The organism is Nocardia wallacei (assembly GCF_014466955.1).
Taxonomy (GTDB): domain Bacteria; phylum Actinomycetota; class Actinomycetes; order Mycobacteriales; family Mycobacteriaceae; genus Nocardia; species Nocardia wallacei.
In genome coordinates this window covers 6,683,056-6,701,249 of the sequence record NZ_AP023396.1, presented here as the reverse complement: position 1 = coordinate 6,701,249, position 18,194 = coordinate 6,683,056, and the positions used below count along the sequence as shown (strand labels likewise).

Annotated in this window: 19 protein-coding genes; 15 read left to right on the top strand and 4 right to left on the bottom strand. The window is 69.4% G+C overall.

The genetic code is table 11. From position 1 onward, the window contains the following. Positions 1-108: 108 nt before the first annotated feature. The 4 genes from NWFMUON74_RS29870 to NWFMUON74_RS29855 all read left to right on the top strand — a co-directional run bounded on the left by NWFMUON74_RS29870 (position 109) and on the right by NWFMUON74_RS29855 (position 4,272). Positions 109-1,302 (top strand): YncE family protein, encoded by a 1,194-nt coding sequence (locus NWFMUON74_RS29870; RefSeq protein ID WP_232110676.1) that lies wholly within the window; start codon positions 109-111, stop codon positions 1,300-1,302. Between the two features lie 151 nt (positions 1,303-1,453). Continuing rightward, complete coding sequence (locus tag NWFMUON74_RS29865; protein ID WP_187685058.1) at positions 1,454-3,094, top strand: acyl-CoA carboxylase subunit beta; 1,641 nt, start codon at positions 1,454-1,456, stop codon at positions 3,092-3,094. 211 nt (positions 3,095-3,305) lie between these two features. Further along, positions 3,306-3,629, top strand: coding sequence for an acyl-CoA carboxylase subunit epsilon (locus NWFMUON74_RS29860; RefSeq protein ID WP_187685057.1), 324 nt, complete (start codon positions 3,306-3,308; stop codon positions 3,627-3,629). Position 3,630: 1 nt separating this feature from the next. Further along, entirely contained in the window at positions 3,631-4,272 is a 642-nt protein-coding gene (locus tag NWFMUON74_RS29855) for a Maf family protein (RefSeq protein ID WP_187685056.1), read from the top strand. On the opposite strand, the gene NWFMUON74_RS29850 is transcribed toward NWFMUON74_RS29855, so the two are convergent. Beyond that, a complete protein-coding gene (locus NWFMUON74_RS29850) occupies positions 4,204-5,001 on the bottom strand; it encodes a helix-turn-helix transcriptional regulator (protein ID WP_187685055.1) in 798 nt (265 codons plus the stop codon). The genes NWFMUON74_RS29855 and NWFMUON74_RS29850 overlap by 69 nt on opposite strands. A gap of 160 nt (positions 5,002-5,161) precedes the next feature. On the opposite strand from NWFMUON74_RS29850, the gene NWFMUON74_RS29845 reads away from it, so the two are divergent. Then, the gene (locus NWFMUON74_RS29845; protein ID WP_187685054.1) at positions 5,162-6,076 is read left to right on the top strand and encodes a sulfurtransferase; all 915 of its coding nucleotides are present in this window, start codon (positions 5,162-5,164) and stop codon (positions 6,074-6,076) included. Between the two features lie 159 nt (positions 6,077-6,235). Next, entirely contained in the window at positions 6,236-8,053 is a 1,818-nt protein-coding gene (locus tag NWFMUON74_RS29840) for an acetyl-CoA carboxylase biotin carboxylase subunit (protein ID WP_187685053.1), read from the top strand. 153 nt (positions 8,054-8,206) lie between these two features. On the opposite strand, the gene NWFMUON74_RS36645 is transcribed toward NWFMUON74_RS29840, so the two are convergent. Further along, entirely contained in the window at positions 8,207-9,982 is a 1,776-nt protein-coding gene (locus tag NWFMUON74_RS36645; protein ID WP_187685052.1) for a serine/threonine-protein kinase, read from the bottom strand. 117 nt (positions 9,983-10,099) lie between these two features. On the opposite strand from NWFMUON74_RS36645, the gene NWFMUON74_RS29830 reads away from it, so the two are divergent. The 4 genes from NWFMUON74_RS29830 to NWFMUON74_RS29815 all read left to right on the top strand — a co-directional run bounded on the left by NWFMUON74_RS29830 (position 10,100) and on the right by NWFMUON74_RS29815 (position 12,113). After that, positions 10,100-10,606: a DUF1707 domain-containing protein gene (locus tag NWFMUON74_RS29830; RefSeq protein WP_187685051.1), complete on the top strand. Its 507-nt coding sequence runs from the start codon at positions 10,100-10,102 to the stop codon at positions 10,604-10,606. Next, positions 10,606-10,947 carry a hypothetical protein gene (locus NWFMUON74_RS29825; protein ID WP_187685050.1) on the top strand — a complete coding sequence of 114 codons (342 nt, stop codon included), beginning with the start codon at positions 10,606-10,608 and terminating at the stop codon, positions 10,945-10,947. Before NWFMUON74_RS29830 ends, NWFMUON74_RS29825 begins: the two co-directional genes overlap by 1 nt. 140 nt (positions 10,948-11,087) lie before the next feature. Further along, entirely contained in the window at positions 11,088-11,279 is a 192-nt protein-coding gene (locus NWFMUON74_RS29820; protein ID WP_187685049.1) for a hypothetical protein, read from the top strand. A 33-nt stretch (positions 11,280-11,312) separates the two neighbouring features. Beyond that, positions 11,313-12,113, top strand: a complete 801-nt coding sequence (locus NWFMUON74_RS29815) for a biotin--[acetyl-CoA-carboxylase] ligase (RefSeq protein ID WP_187685048.1) — start codon at positions 11,313-11,315, stop codon at positions 12,111-12,113. A 30-nt stretch (positions 12,114-12,143) separates the two neighbouring features. On the opposite strand, the gene NWFMUON74_RS29810 is transcribed toward NWFMUON74_RS29815, so the two are convergent. Beyond that, complete coding sequence (locus NWFMUON74_RS29810; RefSeq protein ID WP_187685047.1) at positions 12,144-13,094, bottom strand: acyl-ACP desaturase; 951 nt, start codon at positions 13,092-13,094, stop codon at positions 12,144-12,146. Positions 13,095-13,292: 198 nt separating this feature from the next. Between NWFMUON74_RS29810 and NWFMUON74_RS29805 the strand changes: the two genes are divergently transcribed. The 3 genes from NWFMUON74_RS29805 to NWFMUON74_RS29795 are packed head-to-tail and all read left to right on the top strand — an operon-like array spanning position 13,293 to position 15,850. Beyond that, positions 13,293-13,826 carry a PH domain-containing protein gene (locus NWFMUON74_RS29805; RefSeq protein WP_187685046.1) on the top strand — a complete coding sequence of 178 codons (534 nt, stop codon included), beginning with the start codon at positions 13,293-13,295 and terminating at the stop codon, positions 13,824-13,826. Positions 13,827-13,851: 25 nt separating this feature from the next. Further along, the gene (locus NWFMUON74_RS29800) at positions 13,852-14,529 is read left to right on the top strand and encodes a response regulator transcription factor (protein ID WP_187685045.1); all 678 of its coding nucleotides are present in this window, start codon (positions 13,852-13,854) and stop codon (positions 14,527-14,529) included. Between the two features lie 7 nt (positions 14,530-14,536). Beyond that, positions 14,537-15,850 (top strand): sensor histidine kinase, encoded by a 1,314-nt coding sequence (locus tag NWFMUON74_RS29795; RefSeq protein WP_187685044.1) that lies wholly within the window; start codon positions 14,537-14,539, stop codon positions 15,848-15,850. Between the two features lie 5 nt (positions 15,851-15,855). Here NWFMUON74_RS29795 and NWFMUON74_RS29790 read toward each other — a convergent pair whose 3' ends face one another. Then, positions 15,856-16,401 (bottom strand): GtrA family protein, encoded by a 546-nt coding sequence (locus NWFMUON74_RS29790; protein ID WP_187685043.1) that lies wholly within the window; start codon positions 16,399-16,401, stop codon positions 15,856-15,858. A 64-nt stretch (positions 16,402-16,465) separates the two neighbouring features. Here NWFMUON74_RS29790 and NWFMUON74_RS29785 point away from each other — a divergent pair, with 64 nt between their 5' ends. Both NWFMUON74_RS29785 and purE read left to right on the top strand, forming a co-directional pair. Further along, positions 16,466-17,695 (top strand): 5-(carboxyamino)imidazole ribonucleotide synthase, encoded by a 1,230-nt coding sequence (locus tag NWFMUON74_RS29785; RefSeq protein WP_187685042.1) that lies wholly within the window; start codon positions 16,466-16,468, stop codon positions 17,693-17,695. Then, positions 17,688-18,191: a 5-(carboxyamino)imidazole ribonucleotide mutase gene (purE, locus tag NWFMUON74_RS29780; RefSeq protein WP_187685041.1), complete on the top strand. Its 504-nt coding sequence runs from the start codon at positions 17,688-17,690 to the stop codon at positions 18,189-18,191. The genes NWFMUON74_RS29785 and purE overlap by 8 nt, the downstream gene beginning before the upstream one ends. Positions 18,192-18,194: the final 3 nt, after the last annotated feature.

Sequence of the window (18,194 nt, the reverse complement as noted above, 5' to 3'; positions counted from 1 at the left end):
ACGTTCGTAGCGCGACATCGCTGAAATGTTGCTGTGAAAGCCGGTGTGGCCCTCTAGTATTCGCCGCATGTCGATTCGCGGGCAGGACTTCTCGGCACGGTGCGGCGCGTGAGCGCCCGCCACGTGCGTTTCGCGATCGTGGCCGCGGCCGTGGTACTGGCCGGTTGCTCGCCGGGGGTGTCGGGAGAGAAAGCACCGGCCGGTGCCGCCTCGTCGCCGGTTGCCACCGTGTCGGGGGAGCCTTCTCCGGCGGCGATGCAACTGCTGCCGGGCATGCCGCCGCCGATGTCGGGCACCGATGTGTACGCCGGTGCCCGTGAACTCTCCCCGGCGGTGGCCGATCATTTGCCCCGCGTCTATGTGCCCAACAGTAAGTCGAACACCGTGACCGTGATCGACCCGGCCACCTTCCAGGTCGTCGACACCTACTCCTCGCAGGGTGTGGAGCCGCAGCACGTCGTGCCGTCCTACGACCTGCAGACGCTCTACGCCACCAACGACCTGCCCATCGGCGCCGGCAGTCTGATGCCGATCGATCCGCGCACCGGCAAGCCCGGTGACCCGCTCCCGGTGCGCGACCCGTACAACATGTACTTCACCCCGGACGGTCGCTACGCCGTGGTCGTCGCCGAGGCGGACCGGTCGCTGGACCTCTACGACCCGCACACCTGGCGGCGGGTCGGGGCGGTCCCGGTGCCCGATTGCGCCGGCGTCGACCACCTGGATTTCACCGCCGACGGCCGATTCGCCCTGGCCAGTTGCGAATTCGCCGGTCGCATGGCGGTGCTCGACATCGGCGCGCTGCGGCTGGTGCGGATGGTGGAGCTGCCCGGCGGGCCGCACGGCATGCCGCAGGACGTGAAGCTGTCGCCGGACGGCTCGACCTTCTTCGTGGCCGACATGATGGCCGACGGCGTGTACACGGTGGACGCGAAATCCTTCGACGTGACCGGGCACCTGCCCACCGGCAAGGGCGCGCACGGCCTGTACGTCACCCGCGACTCGCGGCAGCTGATCATCACCAATCGCGGCGAGGGCAGCCTGTCGGTCTGGGACTTCGCGGCGCGGCGGCTGGTGCGCACGTGGGAGCTGCCCGGTGGCGGCAGCCCGGACATGGGCAACCTTTCCGCCGACGGGCGGGTCTTCTGGGTGGCGGGCCGCCACCACGACGAGGTGTACGCCATCGACATCGTGGACTGGAAGCTGTTGGCGCGCATACCCGTCGGACACGGACCGCACGGGCTGACCATCTGGCCGCAACCAGGGCGCTATTCGACCGGGCATACCGGAGTCATGCGCTGAAAGGTTCTCGAGACGGGGATTCCCGCGGATTTCGTGAGCCCAAAACCGCATCTCACCTGCGGTTTTCTGCTGGCAGTAAGCCAATAGCGGTACTCATCGGTAGCCCCTACTCGGATTTCCACCGGGCTTGGCACTCGTTACACTCCGGGGCATGACGAGTGTCCAGCAGCAGCCTACGCCGGATTCGGCGGGGGCCCCCGATATCCACACCACCGCTGGGAAGCTGGCTGATCTGCGCAATCGGCTGGAAGAGGCGAAGCACCCGATGGGTGAGGCCGCGGTCGACAAGGTCCACGCCAAGGGCAAGCTGACCGCGCGCGAGCGCATCCTGGCGCTGCTGGACGAGGGCTCGTTCGTCGAGATGGACGCGCTCGCACGGCATCGCAGCGTGAACTTCGGGCTGGAGAACAACCGACCGCTCGGCGACGGCGTGGTGACCGGCTACGGCACCATCGACGGCCGCGACGTCTGCATCTTCAGCCAGGACGCCACCGTCTTCGGCGGCAGCCTCGGCGAGGTCTACGGCGAGAAGATCGTCAAGGTCATGGATCTGGCGCTCAAGACCGGCCGCCCGCTGATCGGCATCAACGACGGCGCCGGCGCCCGGATCCAGGAGGGTGTGGTCTCGCTCGGCCTGTACGGCGAGATCTTCCACCGCAACATCCAGGCCTCGGGCGTCATCCCGCAGATCTCGCTGATCATGGGCGCCGCCGCGGGCGGGCACGTGTACTCCCCGGCGCTGACCGACTTCGTCGTCATGGTCGATCAGACCAGCCAGATGTTCATCACCGGTCCCGACGTCATCAAGACCGTCACCGGTGAGGAGGTCACCATGGAGGAGCTGGGCGGCGCCCACACCCACATGGTGAAGTCCGGCACCGCGCACTACGTCGCCTCCGGCGAGCAGGATGCCCTGGACTGGGTCAAGGACCTGCTGAGCTACCTGCCCAGCAACAACCGTGCCGAGGCGCCGCGGTTCCCGGCCACCGACCCGATCGAGGGCTCGATCGAGGAGTCGCTGACCGAGGAGGACCTCGAGCTCGACACGCTGATCCCGGATTCGCCCAACCAGCCCTACGACATGCACGAGGTCATCCGCCGGCTGGTCGACGACGACGAGTTCTTCGAGGTGCAGGCCGAGCGCGCGATGAACGTGATCGTCGGCTTCGGCCGGATCGACGGCCGCAGTGTGGGTTTCGTCGCCAATCAGCCCACCCAGTTCGCGGGCTGCCTGGACATCGACGCCTCGGAGAAGGCCGCGCGGTTCGTGCGCACCTGCGACGCGTTCAATATCCCGATCGTCACCCTGGTCGACGTGCCGGGTTTCCTGCCGGGCACCGGCCAGGAGTACAACGGCATCATCCGCCGCGGCGCCAAGCTACTGTACGCCTACGGCGAGGCCACTGTGGGGAAGATCACGGTCATCACCCGCAAGGCCTACGGCGGCGCCTACGACGTGATGGGTTCCAAGCACATGGGCGCCGACGTCAACCTGGCGTGGCCGACCGCTCAGATCGCGGTGATGGGCGCCTCGGGCGCGGTCGGGTTCGTCTACCGCAAGCAGCTGGCCCAGGCCGCCGCCGAGGGCGCCGACGTCGATGCGCTGCGGCTCGAGCTGCAGAACGAGTACGAGGACACCCTCGTGAACCCGTACGTGGCGGCCGAGCGCGGGTACGTCGACGCGGTCATCCCGCCCTCGCAGACCCGCGGTCAGATCGTCTCGGCGCTGCGGCTGCTGGAGCGCAAGATGGTCACCCTGCCGCCGAAGAAGCACGGCAACATTCCGCTGTGATCCGACGATATGCGCGGTACCGGGAGCAAACTTGGTTGTGAGAAACAACAGCATGCCGCGCGTAACCGCCTCGGCCGAGCAAAGATGGTAAGTGGGGCCCTCGCCGACGAGAGCCGCAACGAATACCGTTCGCGGGCGCCGGGACCGCTCCCGGTCACCGCGAACGCCGGGTCCGGCAGGGCCCGGCACATGGACAGGAGGAGCTGGCGCTGTGACGGCTGTAGCTGATGAAGAGGTACTGCGGGCGGCCGAGCTGGATCTGTCGGTCGACGAATTCGTCGCGATGGAACCGGTGGTAGCCGACGCCGATACCGAATCGAACGCGGGACCCGTCATCCGGATCCTGAAGGGCTCGCCCACCGACGACGAGATCGCCGCCCTGGTGTGCGTGCTGGCGGCCGCCGCCGCGAATTCCGCCGCGGTTCCCGGTCCCAGCGGCCCGGCCGACGCCTGGGGTCGGCCGACGCTGATGCATCGCGGCACATCGCCGTTCTCCCCGTACGCCTTCCCCCAACTGTCGCACTTGCGCGACTGACGTGACGGAGTTCGTACTCGGCTCCGCCTCGCCCGCCCGGCTGGAGGTGCTGCGGTCCGCCGGTGTGCATCCGCTGGTGCGCGTCTCGGACGTGGACGAGGACGCTGTCGCGGCCGCCCTGCCGCCCGGCACCACCCCGGCGGGTGTGGTGACCGCGCTCGCCCGTGCCAAGGCCGAGGCGGTGGCCGCGGCGCTGGTCGCGGAGCGCTCGGACGTCATCGCGGATTGCGTAGTGGTGGGCTGTGATTCGATGCTGCTCGTCGACGGAGTACTGCAGGGCAAGCCACTGACCCCGGCGGTGGCCCGGGAGCGCTGGGCCGCGATGGCGGGCCGCAGCGCCGACCTGCTGACGGGCCACTGCGTCCTGCGCCTGCGTGACGCGAGGACCGTCGCGGAAACCTCCGACTGCAGCCGCACCACGGTGCACTTCGCCAAGCCCGAACCCGAGGAGCTGGAGGCATACCTCGCCACGGGGGAGCCGTTGCAGGTGGCGGGCGCCTTCACCCTCGACGGGCGCGGAGGCTGGTTCGTCGACCGCATCGAGGGCGACCCGTCGAGCGTGATCGGGATCGGGCTACCGCTGCTGCGTCGACTGCTTGCCGGCGTGGGTGTCGGCGTTGCGCAGCTGTGGGTCGGTTCGTAGCTGCGGTCCGACTCGGCTGCCCGCGGGCGCGGCCAGCCGTGGCTCGCCGTTCGCCGGCAGGTCCGGCAGTTCGGCGGGATCGGGCACGAGCGTGCTCGCCAGCGCCTCCAGCCGGGCGACGCACATCTCCGGCTCCACGAACGGATGCAGCCGCACATTGACCGTGTCGCGGCCGCCGTTGCGGTCGAGCACCTCGCGCATCAGACCCAGATGGACGCCGCACACCACCTCCGAGTGGGTGCGGGCCAGATCGCGCAGCGGGCAGGCGGTGAGGCGGATCAGCACCTGCTCGTCGGTCTCGGTGGCCGCGTCGCGTTCGGGGGCGAAGCCCAGTTCCGAGGCCGTGGTGATAGTGACGTCCCGGGCGTCGGCGAGCGAGGCGATGGGCTGGTCGCCGGTCTCCAGCTTGGCGCCCCAGGCCCGCCCGGCGGCGACGGCCGCGTCCGAGCGCCGCCGCGGATCGCTACCGAGCTGATCGGCCAGCACCTGGGCAAGATCCTGATAGCCGACCGATCGCTGGACCGCGGTATAACCGATGCGCGGGCGGCCGCGACCGCGCGGCGGCTGCTGGAATTGCCGCACCAGCGACTCCCGCGTCAGCACATCGAGATGGAATCGGACGGTGGTGACGTGCTGCCCGGTTACTCGTGCGAGCTCTTGGGCATCGAGAGGCTCGCTGGCGCCACGTAGGATCGCGAGCAGGCGCCGTCGTGGCCAAGAATCAGACATAGCTCACCCCTCCTCCCGGGAGACTTTATCGGATGAGGCTGCGACTTAATCGCTCTTCACCCGATTCGTGATGTGAAACCGGCTGCTGTAACGCTTCGCACCTACGATCGGGGTGGAACCTGCTACCACCCGTCTACCCACGCGTGAAGGACCAGACACCGTGCCCGTCGCTCCGGACTCTCATCCATCCTTCGGCTCCCACGCACACTCTCACCGACTAGTAACCACGGAGTGGCTGTCGGCAAACATAGGCGCGCCGGGACTCAAGATCGTGGAGTCCAACGAGGACGTTCTGTTGTACGACATCGGGCACGTACCCGGCGCCATCAAGATCGACTGGCGGGGAGAGCTTACCGACCCGAGGGCGCGAGATGTGGTCGATGGCGCCCGTTTCGCGGAATTGATGCGAGCGAAGGGTATCGAACGCGACGACACGGTGGTGATCTACGGCGACAAAGCCAACGGCACGGCGGCGGCGACGCTGTGGGTCTTCGACCTGTTCGGCCACCCCGACGTGCGCCTGCTCGACGGCGGGCGCAACGCCTGGATCTCCGAGGAGCGCGACACCACCTTCGAGGTTCCCGACGTCGGCTTGGGCGAGTACCCGGTGGTGGAGCGGGACGACCGCAGCGCGCGGGTCTTCCTCGACGAGGTGCGGGCGCGGCTGGGGCAGTCGCTGATCGACGTGCGCGCGGCGGTCGAATACCGCGGCGAGCTGGCACGCATCACCGACCGGCCGGAGGAACAGTCGTTGCGCGCCGGGCACATTCCCACCGCGGTGAACATTCCGTGGACCGCGGCCCTGGGCGGCGACGGTCGCTTCCGCCCGCGCGCGGAGCTGGATCGCATCTACGCCGCGGCGCCCGCGGCCCCCGAAACGATCGTCTATTGCCGCATCGGTGAGCATTCCGCGCACACCTGGTTCGTGCTCACGTATCTGCTCGGCCGCGCGAATGTGCGCAATTACGACGGCTCCTGGACCGAATGGAGTAACTCCGTCCGCACTCCCATCGCCACAGGTGGCGAACCGGGAGAAATTCCCGAGGTGGGCCGCACGATTGTGACTGCTCCCTGAATTACGGGCACAATCTCGTGCCGACGCAATGAGGACACCCGGTTGTCCACATCATCGGTCGGGCCTACTGTTCAGTAGCCCCTATCCCGGTTCAGCGACTGTTGGCAGACTGCCTACACTCGCTCCAGACGATAGTTTGTCCAAAGCACAGGAGGCTCAGTGCCCAGCCATGCCAGCGCGCAGATCACCAAGGTTCTGATTGCCAATCGGGGCGAGATCGCGGTGCGTGTGATCCGGGCCGCCAAGGACGCCGGTATCGCCAGCGTCGCGGTATACGCCGAACCGGACGCGGACGCGCCGTTCGTGAAACTCGCCGACGAGGCATTCGCGCTCGGCGGCCAGACCTCGGCAGAGTCGTACCTCGTGTTCGACAAGGTGCTCGACGCCGCCCGCAAGTCGGGCGCCGACGCCATCCACCCGGGCTACGGGTTCCTCTCGGAGAACGCCGATTTCGCGCAGGCGGTACTGGACGCCGGGCTGATCTGGATCGGCCCGTCCCCGCAGTCGATCCGGGACCTGGGCGACAAGGTCACCGCCCGCCACATCGCCGAGCGGGCGCAGGCGCCGATGGCCGCGGGCACCAAGGACCCGGTCAAGAACGCCGCCGAGGTGGTCGAGTTCGCCAAGACCTACGGCGTGCCGGTGGCGATCAAGGCCGCGTTCGGCGGCGGCGGTCGTGGCATGAAGGTCGCGCAGACCATCGAGGAGATCCCCGAGCTGTTCGACTCCGCGACCCGCGAGGCGACCGCGGCGTTCGGCCGGGGCGAGTGCTTCGTGGAGCAGTACCTGGACAAGGCCCGCCACGTCGAGGCGCAGGTGCTCGCGGACCAGCACGGCAACGTCATCGTGGCCGGCACCCGCGACTGCTCGCTGCAGCGCCGGTTCCAGAAGCTGGTCGAGGAGGCGCCCGCGCCGTTCCTGTCCGACGAGGTGCGTTCGAAGATCCACGAGTCCGCCAAGCGGATCTGCAAGGAGGCCGGCTACTACGGCGCCGGCACGGTGGAATACCTGGTGCAGGGCGAGACGGTGTCGTTCCTCGAGGTCAACACCCGCCTGCAGGTCGAGCACCCGGTTACCGAGGAGACCTCGGGAATCGACCTGGTGCGCTGGCAGTTCCGCATCGCCAACGGCGAGGAGCTGACCATCACCGAGGACCCGACCCCGCGCGGGCACGCGATCGAATTCCGCATCAACGGCGAGGACGCCGGGCGCAACTTCCTGCCCGCGCCCGGCCCGGTCACCGTCTACAAGGAGCCGACCGGCCCGGGCGTGCGTGTGGACTCCGGTGTCGTGGCGGGCAGCGTGATCGGCGGTCAGTTCGATTCCATGCTGGCCAAGCTGATCGTGACCGGCGAGAACCGCACCCAGGCTCTGGAGCGGGCGCGCCGGGCGCTGGCCGAGTACGAGATCGAGGGCCTGGCCACGGTGCTGCCGTTCCACCAGCACATCGTGTCCAACCCGGCGTTCGTCGGTCACACCACTGCCGACGGCTCCGAAACCTTCGACGTCTACACGAAGTGGATCGAGACCGACTGGGACAACCCGATCGAGCCCTACACCGGTGGGCAGCCGATCGAGGACGACGAGGAAGCCGCGCGGCAGAAGGTGGTCGTGGAGGTCGGCGGACGTCGGCTGGAGGTCTCGCTGCCGGGCCAGTTCTCCGTGGGCGCGGGCGTGCCCGCCGCGGCGGGCAACGGCGCGGGTGTCATCCGCAAGAAGCCCAAGCCGCGCAAGCGGGGCGGCGCCGGTGGCGGCGCGGCCTCCGGTGACGCGGTCACCGCGCCCATGCAGGGCACCGTGGTCAAGGTCGCCGTCGAGGAGGGTCAGTCGGTGGAGGCCGGTGACCTGATCGTGGTGCTCGAGGCCATGAAGATGGAGAACCCGGTGAACGCGCACAAGTCCGGCGTGGTGACCGGGCTGTCGATCGCGGCCGGTGCGGCCATCACGCAGGGGACCGTGCTCGCCGAGATCAAATAGGCGACAACACCTTCGGAAGGCCCGGCGCGCTCGTGTAGCGGCCGGGCCTTCTGCTGTGGGCCACTCTCTTGCCATCGGCCGGAACCGCCATAGCGATGTCGCTTCTCGTCCTCCGTCTCGTCTGGCTCGAGGTCGATTGTCGGACAGGGAATTTCAGCGTTCCTGCTTCTTGTCTTCCTTGTTCGGCTTGTGGGACTGCGGGGCGGGGAATTGCAGTGTGGGGATCGGGAATTGGAACGAGGTCGGGAATTCGGTGGGGAACGGCAGGGTGTATCCCGGCGGGGGCCAGTCCTTGCCCGTCGGCGGGGCGGTGGTTGCCCGCGGCTCGGCCGTCGCGGTCACGGATCCGGCGGGCTGCCGCCCGGGCTGCCCGCCGCCACCCTGCGTCAGTACCGCAGTGCACGCCGCGACGAGGGCGAACCCGAGCACGGCCACACCCACCACCACGGTGGCGATCTTGACCACCGACCGCTGTCGCGGCTCGGGCCGGACCGGCTGCCGAGCCGTGCCACCCCCGGCTCCGCCCGGCCGCCACGGCGCTCGGCCCCCACCGGGCCCGGGCATGACGCGAGTGGGCCGCAGGGGCCGCCCGGCCGAATCGACCTGCTCGTCCGGCATTACCCGAGTGGAATGCGCCGACTGCCCCGCCCCATCGACCGGATCGTTCGGCATGACCCGGGTGGCCCGCAGCGGCCGCCCGGCCGAATCGACCGGGCTACGCGAATCCGCTTGCGCGGCTGGATCGTTCGGCATGACGCGAGTGGGACGCAACGGTCGCCCGGCGGCGTCGACCGGGCTGTCCGGCATCGCGCGAGTGGGAGGTAGCGGTCGGCTCGGCCCGTGCGGCTCCGCGTAACCTTGCGGAGGCGGCTGTGGGTGCCCCGGCGCGGCCCCCTGCGAGGCGGCGGGAGCGAGCGATTGTGCGGGGGAGTTCGCTTGTGCCGGTGGTGTTTCCGGAAACGCACGGGTTGGGCGGACGGGCCGGCCGGGTGTGCCGGTGCCGGACGGTAGCGCGGATGTGGATTCCGAGGCGGAGGACCAAGGGGACGCGGGTTGGCCCGTTGCCCGGGTGGCGGGTCCGGATTGCTCGGCCAGCGGAGGAGTACGGGGGACGGGGTGGGGCATGTCGATGGCCGCGCGGGCGGCGGCGGCCAGGTCGCCGGCGGTGGCGTAGCGGTTCTCGGCGTTCTTGGCCATGCCGCGGGCGATGACGGCGTCCAGGGCCTGCGGGATGGCGGGATTGTCGGCCGAGGGACGCGGGGGGTCCGCGCGGAGGTGAGCGTGTAGTTGCTGGACGGGGTCGGTGTCGCCGAACGGCCGCTGGGCGGTGAGACATTCGAACAGCACGCAGGCCAGCGAGTAGATGTCCGAGCGGGCGTCGGCTTGGCCGGTGAATCGTTCCGGGGCCATGTAGGCCAGCGTGCCCACCGTGAAACCCGTTGCGGTGATGGTGGTCTGATTCGGCGCCCGCGCGATGCCGAAATCGATGAGGTACGCGAAACCGCTCGCGTGCACGATGATGTTGGCGGGTTTGACATCGCGATGAATCAGCCCGGCCGCATGCGCCGCGTCGAGGGCCTCGGCGATCTGGGAGACGATGTCGACGGCCTCGGGCACCCCGATCGGCCCGGGCCGCAGTCGCCTGGCCAGATCGGTGCCGGGCACGTGCGCCATGTCCAGGAACAGCCGCCCGTCCTGCTCACCGAAGTCGTGGATCGGCACGATGTGCGGATTGCTCAGGCTCGCGCCGATGCGCGCCTCCCGCTCGAACCGCCGCCGGTAGTCCGGGTCCTCGGCCGCGGTGATGGTGAGGATCTTCAGCGCCACGGACCGATCGGCGACCGTGTCGCGGGCCAGCCACACCTCACCGACCGAACCCCGCCCGATCATCCGGTCGAGCCGATATTTGCCGAACGTCCGCGCCGCCATCAGCGCCTCCACGAGAGACGGGTGCCGCGCTGCCGGAACATGGTTCGACCCTAAACCGGCGTCACCGCACGAGACCAGTGTGGGCCGTGCGACAGTGGGAAGCGCTAATCTCGTGTCATGGCTGACTCTCCCGACATCCGCATCGGTACCGCGGAGCGCGAAAAGGCCATGGAGCAGCTCTCGCAGCATTTCGCCGCCGGGCGGCTCTCGGTGGCGGAGTTCGACGAACGCAGCGGCGTGATCGCCGCGGCGGTGACGCGCGGTGATCTCGTGCAGGTGTTCGCCGACCTGCCGCAGCCGGTGGCCGACGAGCCCGGCCCGCCGCGGCCCCGGCCGGGGGGTCGGCCGCAGGTGCGCGGCCCCGCGATGGGCCTCACCGTCATCGTGGCGCTGGTGCTGTTCTTCACCACCGGCAGTTGGCTCTGGTTCTTGATGATCCCGGCCGCGGGCATCCTGATCGGGTCGGTCGCGCGCGGCGGCGGTCGGCGTCGCCACGAGATCCTGGCCGAACATCGCCTGGAGGCCGAGGCGCATCGTCTGGAGATCGAGCAGCACCGCCGGGAGATGAAGCAGCAGGCCCGCGAACTCCGGCAGCAGTATCGCAACCGGCGGCGGGGCCGGTAGTGGAGCCGATCGAAATCAACGCGGGCGGCTGGTACCTGCGTGCTCTGCGCGCCGACGACCGCATCGATGACCGCCCGGCCCTGGCCGATGGTGGCATCACCGATCCGGAGTACGTGGCCCGCCGCGCTCACGACTGGGCCGCGGAGACCCACTACTCGTGGGCGGTATGTGAGCCGACCACCGCGGAGCTGGTGGCCGAAATCGTCGTCACGCCGAATCCCGATGGCACCGCGGGCATTTCGGGCTGGGCCCGCGAGAGCTACGACGGCGCATTGGCTTCCGGCGAGCAGGCCGTGCGGCGTTTCGTCGCGGGAGCGCTCGGGCTGCGACCGATCCCATAACCTCTTTCCGCTCCGAAATCGTTGGGCGGCAACGGTTTCGGTTCATCTCCGAGAGTGTTCCGCCGAATATTCACTGTCGCGATGCCGATTCATCGGGTTACGGTGAATACCCCCGGTTGTCGAGCGCAGGGGAGCGCAACATGTGGGAGTGGAGCAGGACAGTCGCCGAGAGAGCCGTCGCCGCGGTGTGGACCAGGCCGGCTCGTGAACCGGAACCGACCGTGGTCGACCCCGAGACCTGGCGGGAGGCCACCGAGCGAGACGACGATCGCGACGATGCCGATGCGATGGCGGTATCCGCACAGCTCGGCGAGTATTGCCTCATCGCCTGAAGCCCGTGCCCCGGCCAGTAGTAACCTGCGGGAATGCAGAGGCCACCATTGGATTCGGGACTGCTGCGGCGTAGCGTCGCCGAACTCCCGGAGTTGTCGTTGTTCTCCCGCATCGACGTGGTGGAGGCGACCGGTTCCACCAACGCCGACCTGCTGGCGCTGGCCGACGACCCGGATGCCGACGGCCGCGTGCTGGTCGCGGAGACGCAGCGCACCGGCCGCGGCCGGCACGATCGCGTGTTCGTGAGCCCGCCGCGGGCCCAGATCGCGATGTCGGTGCTGCTGCGGCTGGGCGGCGTCGACCCGTCGGCACTGGGCTGGCTGCCGCTGCTGGCGGGCGTGGCGACGGTGGACGCGGTGCGCGACACCACCGGCCTGCGGGCGGACCTGAAATGGCCCAACGATGTCCTGATCGACGGTCGTAAGACCGCGGGCATCCTGGCCGAGGTCGCGGCCGGACCGGACGGACCGGTGGTGGTGCTCGGCATCGGCCTCAACGTCAGCCTGACCGAGGACGAGCTGCCGGTGCCGCACGCCACATCGCTGGTCCTCGCCGGTGCTCCCGAGGTCGACCGCACCGCACTGGTGCTCTCGATGCTGCGGGAGTTCGCCGGATATTTCACCGCGTGGCGTGCCGCCGGATGGGACCCCTCCGGCCTGGCCCGCGAGTACCGTACGCGCTGCGCCACTCTCGGCGCATCCGTGCGCGCGGAGCTGCCCGGCGGCGAGGTGCTGACCGGAACCGCCACCGACGTGGACGGTCAGGGGCGGTTGCTGATCGGCGACCGGGCGGTGTCGGCGGGCGACGTCACCCATCTGCGGGCGCAAGTCTGAAACCCGCTGCGGCGCAGCGGGTTACTGGTACTACACCAGTGCGAGTTCACGTGCTCGTTCGCGCGCCAGCAGCCGATCGCGCTGCTCCTCGAACTTGACCACGTCCGCCGCCAGCTTCTCCAGGTAGGCCGCGAGCCGCTCCCGGGCCTGCTCGCCGCGCGGCCCGAAATCGTTGCGCCCGAAGATGTTCCAGTTCTTCAGCACCGGGGCGACCACTTCCTCGTGATGCTGGCGCAGGTCGTAGATGCCGTGCTTGGCCATCATGGCGCCGTTGCGGCGGAAGTCGGGCATGCCGTAGCCGGGCATGGTGAAGTTGGTGAGCACCTTGACGATCGCCTCGAGCGCCTGGTCGGGCACCAGATCCAGTCCTGCGGCGCACAGCGTCCGGTAGAAGATCATGTGCAGGTTCTCGTCGGCGGCGACGCGCTGCAGCATGCGGTCGGCGACCGGGTCGTCGCAGACCCGGCCGGTGTTGCGGTGGCTGACCCGGGTGGCCAGCTCCTGGAAGGTCACGTAGGCGACGTTCTCCAGGAATCCGCCCCAGTCGTCGGGCGAGTGGGCGCCGGTGGTCATGTGGATCATCCGTGCCTGTTCGAGCGCGACCGGGTCCACGCCGCGGGTGACCACGAGGTAGTCGCGGATCACGATGCCGTGACGATTCTCCTCGGCGGTCCAGCGGCCGACCCAGGTGCCCCAGGCGCCGTCCTGGGAGAAGTTCTCGGAGATCTCGCGGTGGTAGGAGGGCAGATTGTCCTCGGTCAGCAGGTTGGTGATCATCGCGATCCGGGCGACCTCGCTCAGCGTGGATTGCTCGGGCTCCCAGTCCACTCCGCCCATGGCGGCGAAGTTGCGGCCCTGGTCCCACGGTATGTAGTCGTGTGGGTGCCAGTCCTTGGCCATGGACAGATGCCTGTTCAGGTTCTGCTCGGCCACCGGCTCGAGCTCGCGCAGTATTTCCAGCTGAGTCAGTTCCTCGGTCACGCACGCCTCCGCTATCGCAAATCGACAGGAAAAAGCCGGGTGGTACTTCGGTGCTGCAGAAAGAGCGATCGAGATCCGCGCGGGCCGTCCGTGCGTCGTGCCGACGTCACGTGGCTGCGTCGCGGTAGCTGCAAATTGTGCAGCACAACGACGTTCGCTGTCAGGAAAATTCGCATCTTCACGCGGTAGGGTTCGCGTATGGGCTACCCGGAGGAGCTGCTCGCACCCGAGGAGCGGTTGCTGCTGCACCGTCATCCGCATTGGAAGATGTTGTTCTGGCCCGCGATCACGCTGATCGTGGCCACGGCCGTCGCCGGGTTCGCCGGGGGCTTCGCCTACCGCAACACCGAGGCCACCGCCCGCACCGCCGTGCTCGTCGCCGTCGTGGCGATCTGGGTGGGGCTGCTGCTGTGGCGCTGCGCGGCGCCCGTACTCCGATGGAAGTCAACGCATTTCATCATCACCGATCGGCGCGTGCTGGTCCGCGAGGGTGTCCTCACCCACACCGGCATCGACATCCCGATGAACCGGATCGCCAATATCCAGTTCCGGCACGGGCTTTTCGACCGCCTGCTCGGCACCGGCACCCTGATCATCGACGCGGCCTCCGGCGATCCGCTGGAGTACGACGACATCCCGCAGGTTCAGAAGGTGCACGCGCTGCTGTACCACGAGGTCTTCGACAATCCGCACAGCCCGCCCTACGACCGCGGCCGGTCCGGCCATCGTTAGCGCCGCGGCTGCGTAATCTTGGAGCGTGACCGCTGTACTGCTGGCCGAAGACGACGAGGCCATCGCGGCCCCGCTCTCCCGGGCGCTGGGGCGCGAGGGCTACTCGGTGACCGTGGAGAGCTTCGGTCCCGCGGTGCTGCAACGCGCCCTCGAGGGCGGGCACGACCTGCTGATCCTGGATCTCGGCCTGCCCGGCATGGACGGTCTGGAGGTGTGCCGGCAGGTGCGGGCGCGCGGCGCGGATCTGGCGGTGCTGATGCTCACCGCGCGCACCGACGAGGTCGACTTCGTGGTCGGCCTGGACGCCGGCGCGGACGATTACGTGGGCAAACCGTTCCGGCTGGCGGAGTTGCTGGCTCGGGTGCGGGCCTTGTTGCGGCGGAGCGGAATCGGTGACGAGGCGGTCGAGGTGGGTGGCATCCGGCTGGAGCCGCAGGCGCGCCGGGTGCTGGTCAACGGGCACGAGGTGAACCTGGCCAACAAGGAGTACGAACTGCTCAAGGTGCTCATGGACAAGGCCGGTCAGGTGGTGCCGCGCGAGACGATCCTGCGGGAGGTGTGGGGCGACGCCGATCTGCGCGGCTCCAAGACCCTCGATATGCATATGTCCTGGCTGCGTCGCAAGATCGGGGACGAGGGGCCGGTGGCCGAGCGCCGGATCGTGACCGTCCGCGGCGTCGGCTTCCGGTTCAACACCGACTGAGGAGCCCATGCGCCGCCGAATTCTGCTGTCGATGCTGGCTGCCCTGACCCTCACCACGGTGGTGCTGGGCATCCCGCTCGGTTTCACCGCCTGGCAGTGGGTGGCCGATATCACCCGCGGCGACCTGCGCGCGCGGCTGGACCGGATGGCCGTCGAGATCGTCGCCCAGGAGCGCGACGACGGCCAGGTGCACGGGGCGCTGGACCTGCGCTCGGTGCGGCCGCTCATCCCGCCGGGCGGGCGGCTCACGGTGGTGTATCCCACGCCGGAGGATTCCGCCATGCGCGTCGACGCGGGCGTGCCGAAGGTGGACGATCCCGTGGTGGAGTCGCTGTCCATGGGCACGTCGGGTTCGCTGCGGCTGGAAGTCCCGGCGGCGCCGATGCATTCGATGCAGCGGCAGGCGGTGGGTGCGGTGGCGCTGGTGGCGCTGGCCTCGCTGGCGGCGGGCGCGGCGGTGGCGGTGGTGACCGCGCGCCGGGTGGCCGATCCGCTGCGCGATGTCGCGGCCCGCGCCGCGCGGATCGCGGTCGGCGACTTCCGGCTGGACACCCGGCGGCACGGCATCACGGAACTGGATCGCGTGTCCGACGTCTTGGATTCGGCCGCCGTCGAGATCGCCGGTCGGCTGCAGCGCGAGCACGCGCTGGTCGCCGACGTCTCGCATCAGCTGCGCAGCCGCCTGACCGCGGTGCGATTGCGCCTGGACGAGCTGTCGGTGCACGACGATCCGGACGTGGTGCACGAGGCCGAGGAGGCGATGGCGCAGGTCGACCGCCTGACCGAGGCCATCGACGATCTGGTGCGCGCCTCCCGCGACGAGGGCGCCGCCGACCGCGACCCGGTGCCCGTGGTGGAGGAGTTGCGCGGCGTGGTGGCCGAGTGGCGGCACCCGTTCACCGAGGCGGGCCGCAAGTTGATCCTGTCGGGCGACCCGACCCTGACCGCCCCGGTGACCGGCTCCCGGTTGCGCGAGGCGCTGGCGGTGCTGGTCGACAACGCCCTGATGCACGGCGGCGGCGATTGCACGGTGTCGGTGCGCACCGTCTACGGCGGCCCCGACCGGGAACCGCTGGTGGCCGTCGAGGTGGCCGACGAGGGCGACGGCGTCAGCGACGATCTCGCCCCGCACATCTTCGACCGCGGTTTCTCCGGCGCCGGATCCACCGGCGTCGGCCTCGCCCTGGCCCGCGCCCTCATCGAAGCCGACGGTGGCCGCCTCGAACTGCACCGCCGTCGCCCCGCCCTGTTCGCCGTGTTCCTCGGCAAGCCGAGTGCGGGGAAGGGCGAGAACGGAAGCGCCACCAGCGAACCGAGGTGAGAAGGTCAGCTGTGTCCCAGTTGCTCTTCTTCCTCGTACAATTCCTCGAATTCTTCTACGAGCGTATCGATTTCGTTGGGGAAGACCCAGCGGCGCATGGACCAGAAACGGAACACCATCTGGAGGATATTGCCGACGATGTAGGCGCTGAGGAAGTCGGTGATGTTCTCGGCGGCCAGGCTGATGTGGGGAACCTGGAGGTCGAGCCAGTAGCGCGAGACCCACAGCGGCAGGAAGCTCAGCACCACGCCGATGCCGCTGACGGCGAAGAACAGCAGCGCCTCGTGGTGTTTCTCGCGACCGCCCCGCCCCTTGAACGACCATTCCCGATTGAGAATGTAGGAGGCGATGACAGCGATGACACCCGAAATGATCTTGGCGGTGACCGGCTTCGGCGACAGCACCGTCAATTTGAGGATGTAGAAGATACCGCTGTCGATGACGAACGTGGTCGCTCCCACAATCGCGAACTTGATCAGTTCGTGATGGCGATAGGCGAGATCCCGGAGCGTTCTGGGTAGGGCGCTGACCACGTTGTCGACGATTGACACGGGCCGAGTCTACGTCGCTCGATTTTTCGGCGACCAACCCGACCGCAGTTGCGGAGGTGGTGCCATGACAACATTGGGGGCCGTGAGCGAGTCCAGTACCCGTCCCTTCGATTCTTCCGTGATGCCGACCGTGACCATGGTCGGCGGTGGCCAGCTGGCGCGGATGACCCATCAGGCGGCCATCGCGCTCGGCCAGCGACTGCGCGTGCTCGCCGAACGCCCCGACGACCCGGCCGCCCAGGTCACTCCGGAGGTGGTGCTCGGCTCGCACACCGATCTGGCCGCGCTGCGCAAGGCCGCGGTCGGTTCGCACGCCCTCACCTTCGACCACGAGCACGTGCCGACCGAGCACCTGCACGCGCTGGTCGCCGAGGGCGTCAACGTGCAGCCACCCCCGCGAGCACTGGTCTACGCGCAGGACAAGCTGGCCATGCGCCGCCGCCTCGCCGAGCTGAACATCCCGGTTCCGGCCTTCGTCCCGGTCGAGTCCCCCGCGGACGTGGTGGCGTTCGGCGACGAGCACGGCTGGCCCTGCGTCCTGAAGACGGTGCGCGGCGGCTACGACGGCCGGGGCGTGTGGATGCCGGAGTCGGCCGCGGAGGCCGAGTCGATCGCCCGCGACCAGCTGGCCGGGGGCGCCACGCTGCTGGCCGAGCAGCGGGTGGAGCTGCGCCGGGAGCTGTCGGCGATGGTGGCGCGCTCGCCGTTCGGCCAGGCCGCCGCGTGGCCGGTGGTGGAGACCGTGCAGCGCAAGGGCCAGTGCGCGGTGGTGATCGCGCCCGCGCCCGATCTGTCCGACGATTCGGCCGCCGCGGCCTCGGCCCTGGCGCTGGGCCTGGCCGCCGAGCTGGGCGTCACCGGCGCGATGGCGGTGGAGTTGTTCGAGACCCCCGCCGGTGAGCTGCTGGTGAACGAGCTGGCGATGCGGCCGCACAACTCCGGGCACTGGAGCATGGACGGCGCGGTGACCGGCCAGTTCGAACAGCACCTGCGGGCGGTGCTGGACTACCCGCTCGGTGACACCACGCCGCTGGCGCCGGTCACGGTGATGGCCAACATCCTCGGCGCCCCCGAGGCCCCGGCGATGTCGATGGACGAGCGGCTGCACCACCTGTTCGCCCGCATGCCCGAGGCGCGGGTGCACCTGTACGGCAAGGGCGAACGGCCCGACCGCAAGATCGGGCATGTCAACATTCTCGGCGACGACGTGGCCGTGGTGCGCGAGAAGGCCGAGCGGGCGGCACAGTGGATGTCGCACGCGGTATGGACCGACGGATGGGATCCCCATGAGTGACACAGTGCAGGTCGGCCTGATCATGGGCAGCGACTCCGACTGGCCGACGATGGAGGCGGCCGCGGAAGCGTTGGCGGAGTTCGGCATTCGCTTCGAGGTCGGCGTCGTCTCGGCGCACCGCACGCCCCAGCGCATGCTTGACTACGCCCGCGGCGCGGCGGAGCGCGGGCTCCGGGTGATCATCGCCGGCGCCGGGGGCGCGGCGCATCTGCCGGGCATGGTGGCCGCCGCGACGCCGCTGCCGGTGATCGGCGTGCCGGTGCCGCTGAAGTACCTCGACGGCCTGGACTCGCTGCTGTCGATCGTGCAGATGCCCGCGGGGGTGCCGGTGGCCACGGTCTCGGTCGGCGGGGCGCGCAACGCCGGGCTGCTGGCGGTCCGCATCCTGGCCGCCGCCGACGCCGAATTGCGTTCGCGCATGGAGCAATTCCAGGCCGGTTTGGAGCAGTTGGTGCTGGAGAAGGACGACGCGCTGCGCGCCCGGCTGCTCGGCTGAGCG